The organism is Pseudomonas shiyinii, from assembly GCF_056725765.1.
In genome coordinates, this window is the sequence record NZ_CM161522.1 from 1,157,163 (window position 1) to 1,175,143 (window position 17,981).

The 17,981-nt window shown below is 64.0% G+C and carries 15 protein-coding genes, 5 tRNA genes and 1 pseudogene; 14 read left to right on the forward strand and 7 right to left on the reverse strand.

Translation table 11 applies throughout. From position 1 onward, the window contains the following. Positions 1-276: 276 nt before the first annotated feature. Positions 277-1,026, forward strand: a complete 750-nt coding sequence (locus tag ACXHGZ_RS05480) for a sulfite exporter TauE/SafE family protein (protein ID WP_480462781.1) — start codon at positions 277-279, stop codon at positions 1,024-1,026. A gap of 151 nt (positions 1,027-1,177) precedes the next feature. Here the strand turns inward: ACXHGZ_RS05480 and ACXHGZ_RS05485 are convergent, their stop codons facing one another. After that, the gene (locus ACXHGZ_RS05485; RefSeq protein WP_084855143.1) at positions 1,178-2,029 is read right to left on the reverse strand and encodes a LysR substrate-binding domain-containing protein; all 852 of its coding nucleotides are present in this window, start codon (positions 2,027-2,029) and stop codon (positions 1,178-1,180) included. A gap of 96 nt (positions 2,030-2,125) precedes the next feature. Here ACXHGZ_RS05485 and ACXHGZ_RS05490 point away from each other — a divergent pair, with 96 nt between their 5' ends. Beyond that, complete coding sequence (locus ACXHGZ_RS05490) at positions 2,126-2,347, forward strand: DUF1127 domain-containing protein (RefSeq protein ID WP_084854982.1); 222 nt, start codon at positions 2,126-2,128, stop codon at positions 2,345-2,347. 99 nt (positions 2,348-2,446) lie between these two features. Here ACXHGZ_RS05490 and ACXHGZ_RS05495 read toward each other — a convergent pair whose 3' ends face one another. Next, on the reverse strand, positions 2,447-3,793 hold the full coding sequence (locus ACXHGZ_RS05495; protein WP_480462783.1) for a class II 3-deoxy-7-phosphoheptulonate synthase: 1,347 nt from the start codon (positions 3,791-3,793) through the stop codon (positions 2,447-2,449). 114 nt (positions 3,794-3,907) lie between these two features. On the opposite strand from ACXHGZ_RS05495, the gene ACXHGZ_RS05500 reads away from it, so the two are divergent. Continuing rightward, a complete protein-coding gene (locus tag ACXHGZ_RS05500) occupies positions 3,908-4,663 on the forward strand; it encodes a spermidine synthase (RefSeq protein WP_084854984.1) in 756 nt (251 codons plus the stop codon). Positions 4,664-5,069: 406 nt separating this feature from the next. Further along, positions 5,070-6,746 carry a DEAD/DEAH box helicase gene (locus ACXHGZ_RS05505; protein ID WP_084854986.1) on the forward strand — a complete coding sequence of 559 codons (1,677 nt, stop codon included), beginning with the start codon at positions 5,070-5,072 and terminating at the stop codon, positions 6,744-6,746. Positions 6,747-6,941: 195 nt separating this feature from the next. Here the strand turns inward: ACXHGZ_RS05505 and ACXHGZ_RS05510 are convergent, their stop codons facing one another. Further along, a complete protein-coding gene (locus ACXHGZ_RS05510; RefSeq protein WP_480462785.1) occupies positions 6,942-7,709 on the reverse strand; it encodes a DODA-type extradiol aromatic ring-opening family dioxygenase in 768 nt (255 codons plus the stop codon). 101 nt (positions 7,710-7,810) lie between these two features. Between ACXHGZ_RS05510 and ACXHGZ_RS05515 the strand changes: the two genes are divergently transcribed. Then, positions 7,811-8,461 carry a thiopurine S-methyltransferase gene (locus ACXHGZ_RS05515; RefSeq protein WP_480462787.1) on the forward strand — a complete coding sequence of 217 codons (651 nt, stop codon included), beginning with the start codon at positions 7,811-7,813 and terminating at the stop codon, positions 8,459-8,461. A 105-nt stretch (positions 8,462-8,566) separates the two neighbouring features. On the opposite strand, the gene htpX is transcribed toward ACXHGZ_RS05515, so the two are convergent. Further along, positions 8,567-9,454, reverse strand: coding sequence for a protease HtpX (gene htpX, locus ACXHGZ_RS05520; RefSeq protein ID WP_084854989.1), 888 nt, complete (start codon positions 9,452-9,454; stop codon positions 8,567-8,569). 285 nt (positions 9,455-9,739) lie between these two features. Further along, complete coding sequence (locus ACXHGZ_RS05525; RefSeq protein WP_480462789.1) at positions 9,740-10,951, reverse strand: pyridoxal phosphate-dependent aminotransferase; 1,212 nt, start codon at positions 10,949-10,951, stop codon at positions 9,740-9,742. A 162-nt stretch (positions 10,952-11,113) separates the two neighbouring features. Between ACXHGZ_RS05525 and msrB the strand changes: the two genes are divergently transcribed. Both msrB and ACXHGZ_RS05535 read left to right on the forward strand, forming a co-directional pair. Further along, positions 11,114-11,509, forward strand: a complete 396-nt coding sequence (gene msrB, locus ACXHGZ_RS05530) for a peptide-methionine (R)-S-oxide reductase MsrB (RefSeq protein WP_084854991.1) — start codon at positions 11,114-11,116, stop codon at positions 11,507-11,509. A 13-nt stretch (positions 11,510-11,522) separates the two neighbouring features. Then, positions 11,523-12,011, forward strand: a complete 489-nt coding sequence (locus ACXHGZ_RS05535; protein WP_224458372.1) for a glutathione peroxidase — start codon at positions 11,523-11,525, stop codon at positions 12,009-12,011. Here the strand turns inward: ACXHGZ_RS05535 and ACXHGZ_RS05540 are convergent. After that, a pseudogene (locus ACXHGZ_RS05540) lies at positions 11,977-14,357 on the reverse strand (response regulator). The gene ACXHGZ_RS05535 and the pseudogene ACXHGZ_RS05540 overlap by 35 nt on opposite strands. Before the next feature lie 102 nt (positions 14,358-14,459). On the opposite strand from ACXHGZ_RS05540, the gene ACXHGZ_RS05545 reads away from it, so the two are divergent. Both ACXHGZ_RS05545 and ACXHGZ_RS05550 read left to right on the forward strand, forming a co-directional pair. Next, on the forward strand, positions 14,460-15,350 hold the full coding sequence (locus tag ACXHGZ_RS05545; RefSeq protein ID WP_480462791.1) for an ATP-binding protein: 891 nt from the start codon (positions 14,460-14,462) through the stop codon (positions 15,348-15,350). Beyond that, positions 15,347-15,829 (forward strand): free L-methionine (R)-S-oxide reductase MsrC, encoded by a 483-nt coding sequence (locus ACXHGZ_RS05550; protein WP_480462792.1) that lies wholly within the window; start codon positions 15,347-15,349, stop codon positions 15,827-15,829. The genes ACXHGZ_RS05545 and ACXHGZ_RS05550 overlap by 4 nt, the downstream gene beginning before the upstream one ends. A 271-nt stretch (positions 15,830-16,100) precedes the next feature. Here the strand turns inward: ACXHGZ_RS05550 and ACXHGZ_RS05555 are convergent, their stop codons facing one another. Then, complete coding sequence (locus ACXHGZ_RS05555; protein ID WP_084854996.1) at positions 16,101-16,868, reverse strand: hypothetical protein; 768 nt, start codon at positions 16,866-16,868, stop codon at positions 16,101-16,103. A 315-nt stretch (positions 16,869-17,183) separates the two neighbouring features. On the opposite strand from ACXHGZ_RS05555, the gene ACXHGZ_RS05560 reads away from it, so the two are divergent. The 5 genes from ACXHGZ_RS05560 to ACXHGZ_RS05580 all read left to right on the forward strand — a co-directional run bounded on the left by ACXHGZ_RS05560 (position 17,184) and on the right by ACXHGZ_RS05580 (position 17,745). Further along, positions 17,184-17,259, forward strand: a tRNA-Glu gene (locus ACXHGZ_RS05560). Positions 17,260-17,261: 2 nt separating this feature from the next. Continuing rightward, positions 17,262-17,337 (forward strand) — tRNA-Gly (locus ACXHGZ_RS05565). Between the two features lie 91 nt (positions 17,338-17,428). Continuing rightward, positions 17,429-17,504: transfer RNA gene (locus tag ACXHGZ_RS05570), tRNA-Glu, on the forward strand. A 3-nt stretch (positions 17,505-17,507) separates the two neighbouring features. Further along, positions 17,508-17,583 (forward strand) — tRNA-Gly (locus ACXHGZ_RS05575). A gap of 86 nt (positions 17,584-17,669) precedes the next feature. Beyond that, positions 17,670-17,745, forward strand: a tRNA-Gly gene (locus tag ACXHGZ_RS05580). The last annotated feature ends 236 nt before the right edge of the window (positions 17,746-17,981 follow it).

Genomic DNA, 17,981 nt, shown 5'->3' on the forward strand with positions numbered 1-17,981 from the left:
TCACTGTTGATCTAGCTCGGACCGGTGTAGGAGCGGGCTTGCCCCGCGATCGGGCGCGCAGCGGCCGTAAAACCAGCCCATTCGATACATCAGGCTGACCGTGCTTTACCGGATCGCGGCCGCTGCGCGCCCGATCGCGGGGCAAGCCCGCTCCTACAGGGGAAGCGTTTTGCTTGTGCGAATTTCGCAAAGCCATTGTGCGCTGCTGTGCGTTTCCCCACCAGCGGCGAGCCGTTAGCATGGCCTGTATTGTCAAACCGGCGGGATGAGGCGCGGATGATCGAGTGGGTGATGTATGTCGTGTTGGGCGCGGCCCTGGGCACGATGGGCGGTTTGTTCGGCATCGGTGGTGGGTTGATCGCGATCCCAGCGCTGGGCGTGTTGTTCGGCCTCGACCAGCAACTGGCCCAGGGCACGGCGTTGGTGATGGTGGTACCCAACGTGCTGCTGGCGCTGTGGCGCTACAACCAGCGCAACCGCATCGAATTGCGCCATGCGTTTCCGCTGGCGGTGTGCAGCTTCGTGTTCGCCTGGCTTGGCTCGATCTGGGCGGTGGGCATCGATGCGCAGGCCATGCGCCTGGGCTTCGTCGGTTTCCTGGTGGCCCTGGCGGTGTGGAACGTGGCGCGGATGTTCCTGCGCATAGCGCCGCCAAGCGCCGAGCTGCGCTACCCCTGGCCTTGGCTGGGTGTGCTCGGCAGTTTCGCCGGCGCCATGGGCGGGTTGTTCGGTGTCGGCGGGGCGGTGGTGGCGACCCCCATCCTGACCAGTGTATTCGGTACCACCCAGGTGGTTGCCCAAGGGCTGTCACTGGCCCTGGCCGCGCCCAGCACGTTGGTCACACTGGTGACCTACGGCGTGCACGGCAGTGTCGACTGGCACGTGGGTATCCCGCTGGCCATCGGTGGCCTGCTCAGCATCAGCTGGGGTGTGAAGCTGGCCCACGCCTTGCCGGAGAAGGTGTTGCGCACGCTATTCTGTGTCTTCCTGGTGGTCTGCGCTGTAATGCTGGGTTTGGAGGTCTAGCCAAGGAGCATCGCCGGCAAGCCGGCTCCTACCTGCCCTGCGCTGTTTTCAGAGGCTGTGGGAGCCGGCTTGCCGGCGATAGGGCCGGAGCAAGCAACCAAGACCGTTTGCTCCACTCCCATAGGGCCCGCGCCTCTGCCGGTGACAGGCATCACTTGAACCCTTCGACGATATAGTCTGCCATGCAGTCGGTGATTGGCGATTGGTGCTGCGTGTTGCGCAATAGCATCACATTGGCCAGCGGCAGCTGCGGCAGGCCTTCGTGTTCGCCGAGCACCCGCAGGTTGCCCCCGACCAGGCTCTGCAGCTGGGCCGTGACGGCCAGGCCGGCGGTGACGATGGCGAAGATCGCCGCCAGGCTGGGGCTGGTGTAGGCGATGCGATAGTCGATGCCCTGGGCCTCCAGGGCGTTGCAGGTCCAGGCGCGGCAGAAACAGTCGGTGTTGAACAGCGCCAGGGGCATTGGGCGCTGTTCCTGCGGGCAGAAGCCCTGGGCTGCGGCCCACACCAGGCGCTCCTGGCGCAACAGCTGGCCGACCTCGTTGCCCGGTTCGCGGGTGACGATGGTCAGGTCCAGGTCCTGACGCAGCATCAATTGCTTGGACGACTCGCAATGCACTTCCACCTGAATCAGCGGGTAGGCCTGGGCGAAGCTCGAAAGAATGGTGGGCAGAAAGCGCATGGCGTAGTCGTCGGGTGTGCCGATGCGCACCACGCCGACCATGTGCGGCATGCGCAGGGTGTTGAACACCTCGCCTTGCAACTTGAGGATGCGCCGGGCATAGCCGAGCAGTACCTGGCCCTCGGCGGTCAGCCGCACCTGGCGGCCGTCGCGTTCGAACAACTGACGCTGGAGAATGTCCTCCTCCAACCGCTTCATCTGCATGCTCACCGCTGACTGGGTACGGTTCACCACTTCGCCGGCACGGGTGAAGCCACCCTGTTCGGCGATCGCGACGAAGGTGCGCAGCACGTCTGAGTCGAGGTTCTGGTACTGGGACATTGCATCAATCTCCGAGATGCATTGCATCAGAAACATTCGTTGGATTGATCTTAGGCTCGGCGCGAGACTGAAGCCATCTTCACGGAGGGCTTCAAGATGAAAGGTCAGATCACAACCCTGTACGTCAAACCTTCCTCTTCGTTCACCCATCTGGGGGAGGCACTGCTGGCACGGCTGCTTCGCTGGTACGAGCTGTACCGCCAGCGCCGCGAGTTGCGCAGCCTGAGCGATGCGACCTTGCACGACCTGGGCTTGAGCAGGGCGGATATCGAGCAGGAGGCCGAGCGGCATTTTTGGGATGATCCGCTGCGCAAATGAGCAAGACCGTGCCGATGTCATCGCGGGACAAGCCCGCTCCCACAGGGTTAGCGGTGATCCTTGTGGGAGCGGGCTTGTCCCGCGATTGGGGGCGATGCTTTATTGGCGAACTTGCTTGAGCGTCTCGGCAATCAGGAATGCCAGCTCCAGTGACTGGTCGGCATTGAGCCGCGGGTCGCAATGGGTGTGGTAGCGATCCGACAACCCATCCTCGGTGATCGGCCGTGCTCCGCCGATGCATTCGGTGACATTCTGCCCGGTCATCTCGATGTGGATACCGCCGGCGTACGAGCCTTCGGCCTGGTGCACCTGGAAGAACTGACGCACCTCGTCGAGGATCTGCGCGAAATCCCGGGTCTTGTAGCCGCTGCTGGCCTTGATGGTGTTGCCGTGCATCGGGTCGGAGCTCCACAGCACCTTGCGCCCTTCGCGTTCGACGGTGCGGATCAGCCCCGGCAGGTGCTCGGCCACCTTGCCGGCGCCCATGCGCACGATCAGGTTGAGCCGCCCCGGGTCGTTGTCCGGGTTGAGGGTGTCGATCAGGCGGATCAACGCCTCGGGGTTCATGCTCGGGCCGACCTTGACCCCGATCGGGTTGTGCACTCCGCGCAGGAACTCTACATGGGCACCGTCCAGCTGGCGGGTGCGGTCGCCGATCCACAGCATGTGCGCCGAGCAATCGTAGTAGTCGCCGGTCAGGCTGTCGCGCCGCACGAAGGCTTCCTCGTAATTGAGCAGCAGTGCTTCGTGGGCGGTGAAAAAGCTCGTCTCGCGTAGCTGCGGTGCGCTGTCCAAGCCGCAGGCTCGCATGAACGCCAGGGTCTCGTCGATGCGCCCGGCCAGTTGGTGGTACTTCTCCGCCAAGGCCGAGTTGGCGATGAAGTCCAGGTTCCATTTGTGCACCTGGTGCAGGTCGGCAAAGCCGCCCTGGGCAAAGGCCCGCAGCAGGTTGAGGCTGGCAGTGGCCTGGTGGTAGGCCTGCAGCAGGCGCTCAGGGTCCGGCACGCGGCTCTGCTCGTCGAAACCGATGCCGTTGACGATGTCGCCGCGGTAGGCCGGCAAGGTCACCTGGCCGATGGTTTCGTCACCCGCCGAGCGGGGCTTGGCGAACTGCCCGGCCATGCGCCCGACCTTGACCACCGGGCAGCCGGCGGCGAAGGTCATGACAATGGCCATCTGCAGCAGCACCTTGAAGGTGTCGCGGATCTTCGCCGCCGAGAACTCGGCGAAGCTTTCGGCGCAGTCGCCGCCCTGCAGCAGGAAGGCCCGGCCCTCGGTGACCTCGGCGAACTGCCGGCGCAACTCCCGGGCTTCGCCTGCGAACACCAGCGGAGGGTAGCTGGCCAGGGTCTGCTCCACTTTGAGCAGGTGCGCGGCGTCGGGGTAGGTCGGTTGCTGCTGGATCGGCAGGGTGCGCCAGCTTTCGGGGCTCCACGGTCGGTTCATCACGGGCTCGGTAGTCGGTTATTGGCTGCCTGCCATGGTATCAGCTGGCGGCGTGCTTGTTGCACCGGGGGGCATTGGCGGACAATGGCCGTTTTGCGCGGGCAGGTGGCGGTAATGGGGACGGAGCGGGAAGAGCGGCTGTTGGCCCGGGTCGAGGATGCGTTCGGGGTCATCAGCGTCTATGAGGTGGACGACTACCGCTTCCTCGAGTTCGGCGACGCCATCGAACAGAGCTGCACCTTCACGGCCGACCCCAGCTGGCTGGAATACGACTACACCCGCGCCATGCTGGTCGGGGCACTGTGCCATGCGCAGCCGGAGAGCGCGCTGTTCCTGGGGCTTGGGGCCGGGACCTTGACCCAGGCCTGCCTGAAGTTCCTGCCCCTGGAAGACGTCGAGGCCATCGAGCTGCGCCCTGATGTGCCACGCCTGGCCATGGAATACATGGGCCTGGACGACGACCCGAGGCTGTACGTACGGGTGGGCGATGCCCTGGAACTGCTGCCCAGCGCCGAAAAGGCCGACCTGCTGTTCGTCGACCTCTATACCGACCATGGGCCGGGCGTCGGGCACCTGGCCTGGGGGTTCCTGGAAAACTGCCAGAAGCAGCTCAACCCGGGCGGCTGGCTGGTGATCAACCAGTGGGCCGGGGATGATGGTCGGCCTCTGGGCGCGGCGTTGCTGCGTGGCTTGTACCACCGGCATTATTGGGAGCTGCCGGTGAAGGAGGGGAATGTGATCCTGCTGGTGCCGGCCGACCTGGAGCAGGCGCTGGACCTGGACGGGCTGCGGGCGCGGGCCGAGGCGTTGGCGCCGCGCTTGGGGTATTCGTTGGAGTACCTGATCAAGGCGGTTCGGCCGGCCAGTTGAAGAAGGGCCCTGTGGGAGATCACCCAGCCCTTCGGGCTGCGCTGTCGCGCAGAGAACAAGCGGCCAATGCTCCCACAGGATGCCGCGAGGGCGCCGCGAAATCGATTCAGCCTGAGCGAGTAGATGGCTCCGTGCTGGCCTTGACCGTTGAAAAAAATCTCACGGTCCGGCACTAATTCGGGTATAGTACGCGCCGGTCTTTTAGCGGACCTCAAAATCAGGTGGTGCAAATCCTCCGAGTCCAGCTTCGGCTGCGCGTCCGCTAGGCGGACCTTCCCAAGACGTTCCTTTTTCAATCGTTTTCGCAAATCCCCGCCGCCAAAGCTGCCTGGGTGACCGTTTGGTCTTTCAAGGCATGTGCAGCTTTGGAGCATGGGTCTTTGCGGATGCACCTAGAGGCAGACCCATGACCCAGGAAACCGGCGGATTCGCCGCTCTCGATCTCAATCCGAATATCGTTGCCGCAGTACTGGCGACCGGCTATGAAGAGCCGTCGGCCATCCAGCAACAGTCGATCCCGATCATCCTCGCCGGTCACGACATGATCGGCCAGGCGCAGACTGGCACCGGCAAGACCGCTGCCTTCGCCCTGCCGATCCTCAATCGCATCGACGTGAGCAAGCGCGAACCGCAAGCCCTGATCCTGGCGCCAACCCGTGAGTTGGCGCTGCAAGTAGCCACCGCTTTCGAAACCTACGCCAAGCAGATGCCAGGCGTGAACGTCGTGGCCGTGTACGGTGGTGCCCCGATGGGCCCACAGCTGCGCGCCATTCGTAACGGCGCCCAGATCGTCGTTGCCACCCCGGGCCGCCTGTGCGACCACCTGCGCCGCGACGAGAAAGTCCTGTCCACCGTCCAGTACCTGGTACTCGACGAGGCGGACGAAATGCTCAAGCTCGGTTTCATGGACGACCTGGAAGTCATCTTCAAGGCCATCCCCGAGTCGCGCCAGACCGTGCTGTTCTCCGCCACACTGCCGTCGTCGATCCGTTCGATCGCCGAGCGTCACCTGCGTGAGCCCAAGCACGTCAAGATCCAGAGCAAGACCCAGACCGTCACCGCGATCGAGCAGGCCCACCTGATGGTCCATGCCGACCAGAAGATCCCGGCCGTGCTGCGTCTGCTGGAAGTGGAAGAGTTCGACGCACTGATCGCCTTCGTGCGTACCAAGCAAGCCACCCTGGACCTGGCCGCCGCCCTGGAAGCCAAGGGCTACAAGGCTGCCGCGCTGAACGGCGACATCGCCCAGAACCAGCGTGAGCGCGTCATCGATTCGCTCAAGGATGGCCGCCTGGACATCGTCGTCGCCACCGACGTCGCCGCCCGTGGCCTGGACGTACCGCGCATCACCCACGTGTTCAACGTCGACATGCCGTACGACCCGGAGTCCTACGTGCACCGTATCGGCCGTACCGGCCGTGCCGGTCGCGATGGCCGTGCGCTGCTGCTGGTCACCCCGCGTGAGCGCCGCATGCTGCAGGTCATCGAGCGTGTCACCGGGCAGAAGGTTGCCGAAGCCCGCCTGCCGAACCCGCAGGCCGTGCTCGATGCGCGCATCAAGAAGCTGACCGCGAGCCTGGCGCCGCTGGTGGCCGAGTCGGAAGCCAGCCATGGCGAGCTGTTCGACCGCCTGACCGCCGACCTGGGCTGCACCCCGCGTGCCTTGGCCTCGGCCCTGCTGCGCAAGGCCACCAACGGCCAAGCCCTGGACCTTGCCGCGGTCGAGCGCGAGCAGCCGCTGGTGCCGACCTACACCCCGCGCGAGCGTGGTGAACGCAGCGAGCGCGGTGAGCGTGGCGAACGTGGTGACCGCGAGCGTCGCGCGCCGATGCCGCTGCCGGAAGGCCGCGTGCGTTGCCGTACCGCCCTCGGTGCCCGTGACGGTATCGCCGCCAAGAACCTGCTGGGCGCGATCCTCAACGAAGGCGGCCTGGCCCGTGACGCCATCGGCCGTATCCAGGTGCGTGACAGCTTCAGCCTGGTCGAGCTGCCGGAAGAAGGCCTGGAGCGTCTGCTGTCCAAGCTCAAGGACACCCGTGTGGCGGGCAAGCAGCTGAAGCTGCGCCGCTACCGCGAGGACTGATCCTGGCGCAATGAAAAAATCCCCGGCCTTGGCTGGGGATTTTTTTGCCTGGTTGGAAAGGCCGAATCGCCGGCAAGCCGGCTTCCCCGATTGAGGGCTTGGGGCTGCTGTGCAGCCCATCGCAGGCTGTCGCCAGCTCCTACCGAGATTGCGCCGCCCTCAAGACTTGTACTGGCTTGCGGCGATTGGGCTTATTCAGTCGAACCGATAGATATCCATCCCCAGCGCCCCCAGGGTAAACCCCTGGTGCACCACCGAGAACGTCCCTCCAGCCCCCAGGGCAAAGAACAACGGCAGCAGGTGCTCGTCACTGGGGTGATTGCGCTCGGCAAACGGTGCCTGTTGCCGATAGTCGAGCAGCGCATCGCGGTCATCTGTGGCCAACTTGTCCACCACCCAATCGCGGAACGCCAGCGCCCAGGGCTCGACCGCATCGGGCCCGGCATGCCAGTCCAGCTCGCCCAGGTTGTGGGTGATGCTGCCCGAACCCACCAGCAGGATACCCTCGGCGCGCAAGGCCGAAAGCGCCTCGCCGACCTTCACCTGCAAGGCCGGGCCAAGCGGGCTGGGCAGCGATACCTGGATGACCGGGATACTGGCGCCTGGATACATCAGCGACAAGGGCACCCAGGCACCGTGGTCGAAGGGGCGCCGGGCGTCCAGGTGGGCCGGTAGGCCGGCTGTCGCCAGGCGCTCGACGACCTGTTCGGCCAGGGCCGGTTCGCCCGGTGCGGGATACTGCACCGCATACAGCGCGGCTGGGAAACCATGGAAGTCGTGCCACGTTTCGGGCTGGGCGTTGCCCATCACCAACAGTTCACGGCTCTCCCAATGCGCCGACACCACCACGATCGCCTTCGGTCGCGCCAGGGCATTGGCCAGGGCCTTCAGGGCCGGGCCACTGGCACCGGGTTGCAAGGCGAGCATCGGGGAGCCGTGGGAAATGAACAGGCTGGGCAGCATGACGGAGTCCTGGCGGTTAAGATGGCTTCATCTTCGGTCAGCCATCGATCGATATCCAATATAAGTTTTCAAGGCATTTCATCGAAAAACCGGGAGGAAGCATGGAGCCAGCGTTCTGGCACAAGCGGTGGGCCGACAACCAGATCGGTTTTCACCAGGCGCAGGTCAACCCTTACCTGCAGGCCCATTGGCCGAAGTTGGGCCTGGCCCCGGGCAGTCGCGTGCTGGTGCCGTTGTGCGGCAAGAGCCTGGACCTGGCCTGGTTGGCCGGGCAGGGGCATCGGGTGCTGGGCGTGGAGCTGTCGCGGCGGGCGGTGGAGAGCTTCTTCCGCGAATATGGCCTGGTGCCGGAGGTGGAGCAGCAAGGTGCTTTTGAAGTGTGGCGCAGTGGTGATGTAGAGCTGTGGTGCGGGGACTTCTTTGCCTTGCAGGCGCAAGACGTGAAGGCGTGTGCCGGGCTCTATGATCGCGCCGCCCTGATCGCGTTGCCTGCGGCTATGCGCGCACGCTACATGGCATTGCTGTCGACGCTGCTGCCGAGCGCTTGCCAGGGCGTATTGGTGACGCTCGATTATGACCAGGCACTGCTCGACGGGCCGCCGTTCTCGGTGGCGGACGACGAGGTGCGGGCCGGGTTTACCGGGTGGCGGGTGGAGCGGCTCGAGGAGCGGGAGATCATCAGGGAAAGCCCGAAGTTCGAGCAGGCGGGCGTGGTGAGCCTGGTGGAGCGGGTGTATCTGCTGGGGCGGTGAAGGGGAGGGCATTGCCCTCCAATCGCGGGGCAAGCCCGCTCCCACACGTTTGAATGTCAATACAAAAGGGCGACCGAGGTCGCCCTTTTGTTCATTACAGCTGGATCAACCGCGGCGGCGCAGGGCCTCGATGCGATCTTCCAGCGGCGGGTGGCTCATCAGCAGGCCGGCCAGGCCGTGCTTGAGGCCGCCATTGATACCGAACGCCTTGAGAGTATCGGGCATGTGCACGGGCATGCCTTGTTCCACGCGCAGGCGCTGCAGGGCACCGATCATCGCGCCGGTGCCGGCCAGTTGCGCGCCGGCTTCGTCGGCGCGGTATTCGCGGCGGCGCGAGAACCACATGACGATCATGCTGGCCAGGATGCCCAGGATCAGCTCGGCGACGATGGTCGCCACGTAGTAGGCGATGCCCTGGCCTTCTTCGTTCTTGAAGATCACCTTATCGACGAAGTTGCCGATGATACGGGCGAAGAACATCACGAAGGTGTTCACCACACCTTGCACCAGCGCCAGGGTGACCATGTCACCGTTGGCCACGTGGCCGATCTCGTGAGCCAGCACCGCACGCACCTCGTCGGGCGAGAAGCGCTCCAGCAGGCCTTGGGAAACGGCCACCAGGGCGTCGTTGCGGTTCCAGCCGGTGGCGAAGGCGTTGGCCTCGTAGGCCGGGAAGATACCCACTTCCGGCATTTTGATGCCGGCCTCGCGGGACAGCTCTTCGACCGTTTGCAGCAGCCACTGCTCGTGGCGGGTGCGCGGCTGGGTGATGATCTGGGTGCCGGTGGTCATCTTCGCCATCCACTTGGAGATGAACAGCGAAACCAGGGAGCCTGCAAAACCGAACACGGCGCAGAAGACCAGCAGCTGGCTGAGGTTGAGGTCAACCCCGTTGGCCGCCATGAACCCATTGAAGCCGAACAGGCTCAGGGTAATGCTTGCAACCAGCACCACCGCGAGGTTGGTGGCTACAAACAACAGAATGCGCATCATGGTTGTTACGTTCTCCTGACGGACGAAAATGTTGCGTACTGCGGGCTATATAAGGGGCGGGTCCTGCTGATTCAACCGGGCGACTATTTCAAACTGTGTACGGCCGAGTATGGCAGACATTGGAACGAGGGCTGTGAGGCAGAGCGTTGCAGGATGTAAGAGATTGCCCGGTAGTCCAACGAAAGCCCAATCGCCGGCAAGCCGGCTCCCACGGGTACAGCGATGCTTTCGAGAGCAGCGCAGGGCAGGTGGGAGCCGGCTTGCCGGCGATTGGGCGCTGCGCTGTTACTGCTGGTAGGTGCGCAGGAAGTTGCCGATACGCCCGATCGCCTGTTCCAGGTCGTCCACCCGTGGCAGGGTCACCACACGGAAGTGGTCCGGCCACGGCCAGTTGAACGCTGTGCCCTGGACGATCAGCAGTTTCTCGGACAGCAGCAGGTCGAGCACGAACTTCTCGTCGTTATGGATCGGGCAGACCTTCGGGTCGATCTTCGGGAAGGCATACAGCGCGCCCATGGGTTTGACGCAGCTCACGCCGGGGATGGCATTGAGCAGTTCGTAGGTACGGTTGCGCTGCTCCAGCAGGCGGCCAGGCGGCAGCACCAGGTCGTTGATGCTCTGGTAGCCGCCCAGGGCCGTCTGGATCGCGTGCTGGGCCGGCACGTTGGCGCACAGGCGCATGTTGGCCAGCATGTCGATGCCTTCGATGTAGCTCTGGGCATGGTGCTTGGGCCCGGAGATAATCAGCCAGCCGGAGCGGAAGCCTGCCACCCGGTACGACTTGGACAGGCCGTTGAAGGTCAGGCACAGCAGGTCTGGGGCCAGCGAGGCGGTGCTGATGTGCACGGCTTCGTCGTAGAGGATCTTGTCGTAGATCTCGTCGGAGAACACCACCAGGTTGTGCTGGCGCGCCAGCTCCAGCATGCCCAGCAGCAGCTCCTTGGAATACACCGCGCCTGTCGGGTTGTTCGGGTTGATGATCACCAGCGCCTTGGTGTTGGGGGTGATCTTGGCCTTTATGTCCTCGAGGTCCGGGAACCATTCGGCCTGCTCGTCGCACAGGTAGTGCACCGGCTTGCCGCCGGCCAGGCTCACCGCGGCGGTCCACAGCGGGTAGTCCGGTGCCGGGATCAGCACCTCGTCACCGTTGTTGAGCAGCGCCTGCATGGACATCACGATCAGTTCGGACACACCGTTGCCCAGGTAGATGTCCTCGATGCCCACGCCTTCGATCTGCTTCTGCTGGCAGTACTGCATGACCGCCTTGCGCGCGCTGAACAGGCCCTTGGAGTCGCTGTAGCCCTGGGCGGTGGGCAGGTTGCGGATCACATCCTGGAGGATCTCGTCCGGCGCTTCGAAGCCAAACGGGGCCGGGTTGCCGATGTTCAGCTTGAGGATGCGATGGCCTTCCTCTTCCAGGCGTTTGGCGTGCTTGAGCACCGGGCCGCGAATGTCGTAGCAGACATTGGCGAGCTTGTTCGATTTGCTGAACTGCATGATGTGATCCCGATTGAGAAGTCGCGGCGCACCGCCGTCAAAAGGTTTGAAAAGGGCGGAGCGCATGCCAGACTGGCTGGCAAGAGAAGCCCACTAATATACGTGTCACCCCCGCCATAAAGAAAGACGGCGCGAGTGAAATTCAGCCTGCCGAGGTTACCCATGCACAAGATCGACAAAACCCTTGAAGAGTGGCGCCAGATGCTCGACCCGGCCCAGTACCAGGTGTGCCGCCTGAAGGGCACCGAGCGCCCGTTCAGCGGCAAGTACAACAGCGAGCGGCGCGACGGTATCTACCATTGCATCTGCTGTGACCTGCCGCTGTTCGACGCCAAGGCCAAGTTCGACGCTGGCTGCGGCTGGCCGAGCTTCTACGAGCCGATCGAGCAAAGCGCCATGATCGAAGTGCGCGACACCTCCCATGGCATGATCCGCACCGAGGTCACCTGTGCCCGCTGCGATGCCCACCTGGGCCATGTGTTCCCCGATGGGCCGCCACCGACCGGCCTGCGCTATTGCATCAACTCGGTGTGCCTGGACCTCAAACCGCGTGACTGACCGGAGACCTGCGATGGCCGACTCGCTGAGCGATATCCGCTGCGTCACCCTCGGTGGCGAGCACAAGGTGCTGGGCGATTTCCCCGGCAAGGCGCTGTTGGTGGTCAACACCGCCAGCCAGTGCGGTTTCACGCCCCAGTACAAGGGTCTGGAGCAGCTCTGGCAGGACTACCGGGCCCAGGGGCTGGTGGTGCTGGGCTTTCCCTGCAACCAGTTCGGCAAGCAAGAGCCGGGCGAGGCGCGCGAGATCGCGCAGTTCTGCCAGCGCAACTTCGGCGTGAGCTTCCCGCTGTTCCGCAAGGTGGAGGTCAACGGCCCGGGCGCCCACCCGCTGTTCGTCGAGCTGAAGAAGCGCGCGCCAGGCATCTTCGGCACGCAACGGATCAAGTGGAATTTCACCAAGTTCCTGGTCGACCCGGCCAGCGGCAAGGTCACCCGTTTTTCCCCCCGTACCAAGCCCGACGCGCTCAAGGCGCCGATCGAGGCGCTGCTTGATCGCTGACCGGCACCCAGTGTTCGACCAACGCCAGCAACTCTTCGCGGCGAAACGGCTTGGCCAGGTAGTCGTTCATGCCGGCGGCGCGGCAGCGCTCACGCTCCTCGGGCATGGCGTTGGCGGTCAGGGCTACGATCGGCAAGGCTGACCAGCGCCCGTCCTGGCGGATGCGCCGGGTGGCCTCGTAGCCATCCATCACGGGCATGTTGCAGTCCATCAGCACCATGTCTACCGCTTCGTGCTCCAGCTGCTCCAGGGCCTCGACGCCCTGGGTGGCCAGCAGCACCTCGCAGCCGAGCTTGAGCAGCATGCCCTTGGCCACCAGTTGGTTGACCGGGTTGTCCTCCACCAGCAGCACGCGTGCCCGCCGCTGCCCTGGCGGGGATTGCTCGTGGGGTTGTGGCGCGTCGGGCTCGTCACCGTGCAGCGCGCGGCGCAGGATCTGGTACAGGGCATTGCGCGCCAGCGGGCGGGCCAGTTGCAGCAAGGGCGCCAGTTGCGTGACCTCTTCACCGGTCAGGAAATTGCCATAGGCCGTCACCAGCAGGATCGGTGCCTTGAGTCCCGGGCGCAGGGCGAACAGGTGCTCGAGGTCATCGGTGATCAACAGGTCGGGCGCGGCATCGACGGCCAGGGCCACCTCGTCCATCCGCTGGTAGGCCAGGCCCCAACCGGGTAGCAGGCTTTGCAGTAGCTCAGCCAGGCCGCTGCCGGCATTGCTCAAGGCCACCACGCGCCCGGCCAGTGGCGCGGGCGGGATGGCTTCGGTGTGCACCAGCAGCGGCAGCTCGGCGCTGAAACGGCTGCCGAAGCCGGCTTCGGACTGGATGTGCAGGTGGCCTTGCATGGCCTTGCACAGGTTACGGGTCAAGGCCAGGCCCAGGCCGGTACCGCCGTACTGGCGGGTGATGCCGGCGCCGGCTTGGGTGAAGGGCTGGAAGATCCGTGCCTGGGCTTGTTCGGGAATGCCGATGCCGGTGTCGCAGACCTCCAGGCGCACGCCGCCGACGATAGCGGCCAGACGCACATCGACACGACCGAAACGGGTGAACTTGAGGGCGTTGGACAACAGGTTGCTGACGATCTGCCGTACCCGGGTCGGGTCACCCACGACGGAGCTCGGGAAGCCCGGGCTGACCAGGCAGGTCAGCTCGACGTTGGCTGCGGCGTTCTGCGACAGCAGGTTGGCGGTGTCCTCGACCATCGCGCCCATGTCGAACGGGATGCGTTCGAGCTCCAGCTGGCCGGCATCGAACTTCGACAGGTCGAGAATATCGTTGAGCAGTTCCACCAGCACCTTGCCCGAGTCGTGGGCGATCGACAGCTGCTGGTGTTGTTCGGCAGCCAAGGGGCTGTCCAGGGCCAGGGCGATCATGCCCAGCATGCCGTTCAGGGGGGTACGGATCTCATGGCTCATGTTGGCCAGGAAGGCGGCCCGTGTCTGGGCCATGTCCAGCGCCCGCTGGCGCGCCTGTTCCAGCTCCTGGTTGGACTGGCTCAGCCGGTCGTTGCTGGCCTTCAGTTCGTTGGTGCGGGCCGAGACGATGTCCTCCAGCTCGTTGAGGTACTGCGTGAGGCGGTTCTCGGCATTGCGCCGCTGCTGGATTTCCGCGGCCATGCTGACGAGCTGCTGGTTGGTCACCTTCACCAGCACGCCGATCTCATCCTGCTCATGGCCGGGCGGGCATTCCAGGCGGCCTGGCTGCGGGTGGCGCGGGTCGCTGCTGCTCAGGGCGGCGATGACCCTGACCAGGGGCTTGGTCAGCATCAGGTAGAACAGCGCAAGGAGGATACCGGTCAGTACCAGGCTGCGGGCGAAGCCATTGACCAAGGTGACCCCGGCACGGTCGAGGAAGCGGCTGCCGAAGGCGTAGGTATCGACTTCCAGGTACAGGGTGCCCTGGTATTCGTTGGGCATGTGCGGCAGGAACAAACGCTCCTGGAACTGGCGTTGCTCGCCGAACAGAAAATCGCTCAAGGGGCGGTAGCGGTCGTCCAGGCGTGGGCGCTGGGAGTCGGCCAATACTGCGCCGTTGTTGTCGACCAGCCGTGCGCGGGTCACCGCTGGCGATTGCAGCAGGCCACCGGTCAGTTCCTTGGCCAGTTCGGCATCGATGTTATAGGAAATGCGCGAGACCGGGTCGTGGGTGATCTGCAGCAACGCTTCGATTTCGCGGTTGATGGATGCGTCTTCGCTGGCATAATCGATACCGATCTGGATGAAACTGAGCAAGGTACCCAGTACGCAGCCGACCAGGACTGTCAACCGGGCTTGCTTGTATGACAGGCGATTGGTGAACTTGATATCCATGAGTTTCGAGCCGGTTTCGCGCCCCTGCGCTGCGCAAGCATAGCCCGAGACACCCTGGGCTGCTGGCAGGTCTGTCGTTCGTTTCAGGTTGGCCGCTATTTTTGGGGCCGCGCAGCGGCCCCGACTGACTTCCAGGAGCCCCCATGGACGCCCGCTTGACCGCTTTCCTCGACCGCGCCGAATCCGTACTCGCGCGCCTCGAACCCCTGCTGCCCGCACCACGCCCGGACATCGACTGGTCGACCACGCTGGCCGCGCGCTGGCAGCGCGATGGCCGCAGCGGCTATCTGCTGCCGCTGCAGGTCAGCCTCGATATTCGCCTGAGCGACCTGATCGGCGTCGACCAGCAACGTGAGCAGTTGGGCCGCAACACCCACCAGTTCATCCAGGGCATGCCCGCCAACCACGCTTTGCTGTGGGGCTCGCGCGGCACCGGCAAGTCGTCGCTGGTGCGTGCGCTGCTGGCCGAACATGCCGGCCAGGGCCTGCGCCTGATCGAGATCGAACGCGACCACCTGGCCGACCTGCCGCGGGTGGTCGAACAGCTGCACGGATGCCAGCAACGCTTCATCCTGTTCTGCGACGACTTGTCGTTCGAGGCGGGGGAGGGCGACTATCGAGTGCTCAAGAGCGTGCTCGACGGCTCGCTGGAGCAGGCCCCGGACAACGTGCTGCTGTACGCCACTTCCAACCGCCGCCACCTGGTGCCAGAGAAGGAAAGCGATAACGCGAACTGGCAGCGCGTCGATGGCGAGCTGCACCCCAGCGAGGCGGTGGAGGACAAGATCGCCCTCTCGGACCGCTTCGGCCTGTGGCTGTCGTTCTACCCCTTCACCCAGGACCACTTCCTCGATGTGGTCGAACACTGGATCGGCCAGCTGGCCACTGCGGCCGGCCTGCGCTGGCAGCGTGACGAGCAGCTGGACATCCTCGCCGTGCGCTGGGCCACCGGCCGCGGCAACCGTAATGGCCGTTGTGCCTATCAGTTCGCCCGCTACTGGGTCGGGCTGCAATTGCTGGAGCAAAAACCATGATCGACCTCAATGCCAGTGGCAACGGCCTCGATGGCTACGACCTGCTGGCCGCGCAAGTGCAGGCGTTGTTCGCCGACGAGCGCGACTTCATCGCCAACGCCGCACAGTTCTGCGCCTTTCTCTATCACCAGGTAGAGGATCTGAACTGGGCAGGTTTTTATCTGAATCGCGACGAGCAATTGGTGCTGGGCCCGTTCCAGGGCCAAGTGGCCTGCGTGCGCATCCCCTTTGGCAAGGGCGTGTGCGGCGCGGCGGCGGCCACCCGGCAGACCCAGCGGGTCGAGGATGTACATGCCTTCCCCGGGCACATCGCCTGTGACAGCGCGTCCAACAGCGAGCTGGTGATTCCGCTGGTGAAGGGCGGGCGGTTGATAGGTGTGCTGGACCTGGACAGCCCCAGGCTTGCGCGTTTCACCGAGGCGGACCAAGTGGGGCTGGAGCGCCTGGCGGCGATCTTCCTGGAATTGACCGATTGCTGAAGGGGGCGCAAAGGGCCTGAGCCTGGGGTGTCCGGCCGGGCCCAATCGCCGGCGAGCCGGCTCCCACCAGAACAGCGCACGCGGGCCCTGTGGGAGCTGGCGCAGCCTGCGATGGGCCGCAAAGCGGCCCCTTAAGTCAAGGCCTCAACCGTTTGAGGGCTTGGGGCTGCTGTGCAGCCCATCGCAGGCTGTCGCCAGCTCCCACGCTCTCAAGTCTTGCGGAACCCCTGTGGGAGCCGGCCGGCGATTGGGCCATGGAAATGGAAGGCTGTCAGTCGTAAACGGCCTTCTTCTTCCAGGTCTCTTCGTCGTCGGTCTTGAGCCCCTGGGTCAGTTCGTTCTCGTCATTCTCGGCCGGCTCCATCTGGTCCTGCACCAGGGCATTGGCCCGGGCCAGCAGTTTCTCCAGATAGACACGCTGCTCTTCGTACTGCTTGGGATCCTGCTGCTTGCGCAGGTACTGTACGCCGCGTTCGAACGCCAGGCGCGCCTGCGCCGGCTGGCTCTGCTGCAGCGCCTGTTGGCCCAGGTTGTTGAAGAACTCGATATGCAACAGCACCAGCAGGTGGCGGATTTCCTTGACCCAGTACTTGCCTTCGTTGGTCTGCAGGAAGCCTTCCTGGGTGGCGCGCACGATCTGGTTGTGCAGCGACTCGAGCAGGTAGCGCACTTCCTTGGCCTTGGCCTCGGTCTGGATCGGGCTGGGTGGGTTGTCGATCGGCAGGGCCTCGCCTTGGGCAATCAGCCCTTCCAGGGCCGTGATGCGCGCCTTGATCTCTGTGTTGTGCTTGTCCAGCGCCAGTTGGCGCTGGTTGAGGTTGAGCTCCAGGCGCGTGAGTAGCAGCTTGAGCGCCGGGGTCATCAGCTGCCGAGGAAAGGTCTCGGTGATTTCGCCACAGCGGCGCAGGCGTTCGGCCAGCTCTATCTTCAGTCGTGCGCGTTCCAGCTTGGCGTTTTCCACGACATTGTTCAGATAACCGATCACGATCAGTAATGCGATGCCTGCGACGATGAGCAGGGTGATCAGGAGTGGTGTCACCGTTAACGCCTCGTTGGTAAATAGTAGTTTTCTGTATTGAGTGTAGGAGAGTTCGACTTGTGGCGGAAAGCCCGTCCGGCGGTCTTGAGACTTTTCCTGCTGGCGCTTTGCCATGAGCTTGCCGACTGGCTGTCAGAAAATCAACGTCAGTTTTCGGGCATGCCCCCGGCGGTCCTTTATAGAGGCGGAAGTCATTGATTTAAATAAATTTCCACAAAAGGGTTGACGACCTTCCAAGGCATCCATAGAATGCGCGCCACTTGCAGCGTAAAGCACACAGCGAAGCGCGGCAGGGAGTGAAAAGTTGTAGTGTGTGTCCCCTTCGTCTAGTGGCCTAGGACACCGCCCTTTCACGGCGGTAACAGGGGTTCGAGTCCCCTAGGGGACGCCAATGCGGGAATAGCTCAGTTGGTAGAGCACGACCTTGCCAAGGTCGGGGTCGCGAGTTCGAGTCTCGTTTCCCGCTCCAGTTTCTCCGGCACTGCTTTTGGCAGGGCGGGAAAGAAATCCAGGCTGAATCGCAAGGTTCATGATCGGGTGCGCTGAAAAGCGTTGGGTATGTCCCCTTCGTCTAGTGGCCTAGGACACCGCCCTTTCACGGCGGTAACAGGGGTTCGAGTCCCCTAGGGGACGCCATTTGCGGGAATAGCTCAGTTGGTAGAGCACGACCTTGCCAAGGTCGGGGTCGCGAGTTCGAGTCTCGTTTCCCGCTCCAATTTTCAAGCTGTGGCGCTCATGGCGTCGCAGTGGTGGTGAAGCACCAACAGGTGCCCACGCCAAATAGCGGTTTGCTTCAAGCATGCGGGAATAGCTCAGTTGGTAGAGCACGACCTTGCCAAGGTCGGGGTCGCGAGTTCGAGTCTCGTTTCCCGCTCCAAATCGAAAACGCCCTCTCAATCGAGAGGGCGTTTTTTTTTATGGTGCGCCAGGCATGGCGCGTTGCGCGCAAGCGCAACCCGCTTGGCTGTGGTGGTCGAGTGGGTGACTTGGAGGTGAAAGTCCTCTACACACCCGGCAAGGGGAAGTGTTAGCCAGAGGCAAGGGTGTCGCGGGTGACTGCGAATCTGAAGGAAGCCCGAGGCAAAATGCTGGCCTGACGTACAGGAAGCGGAT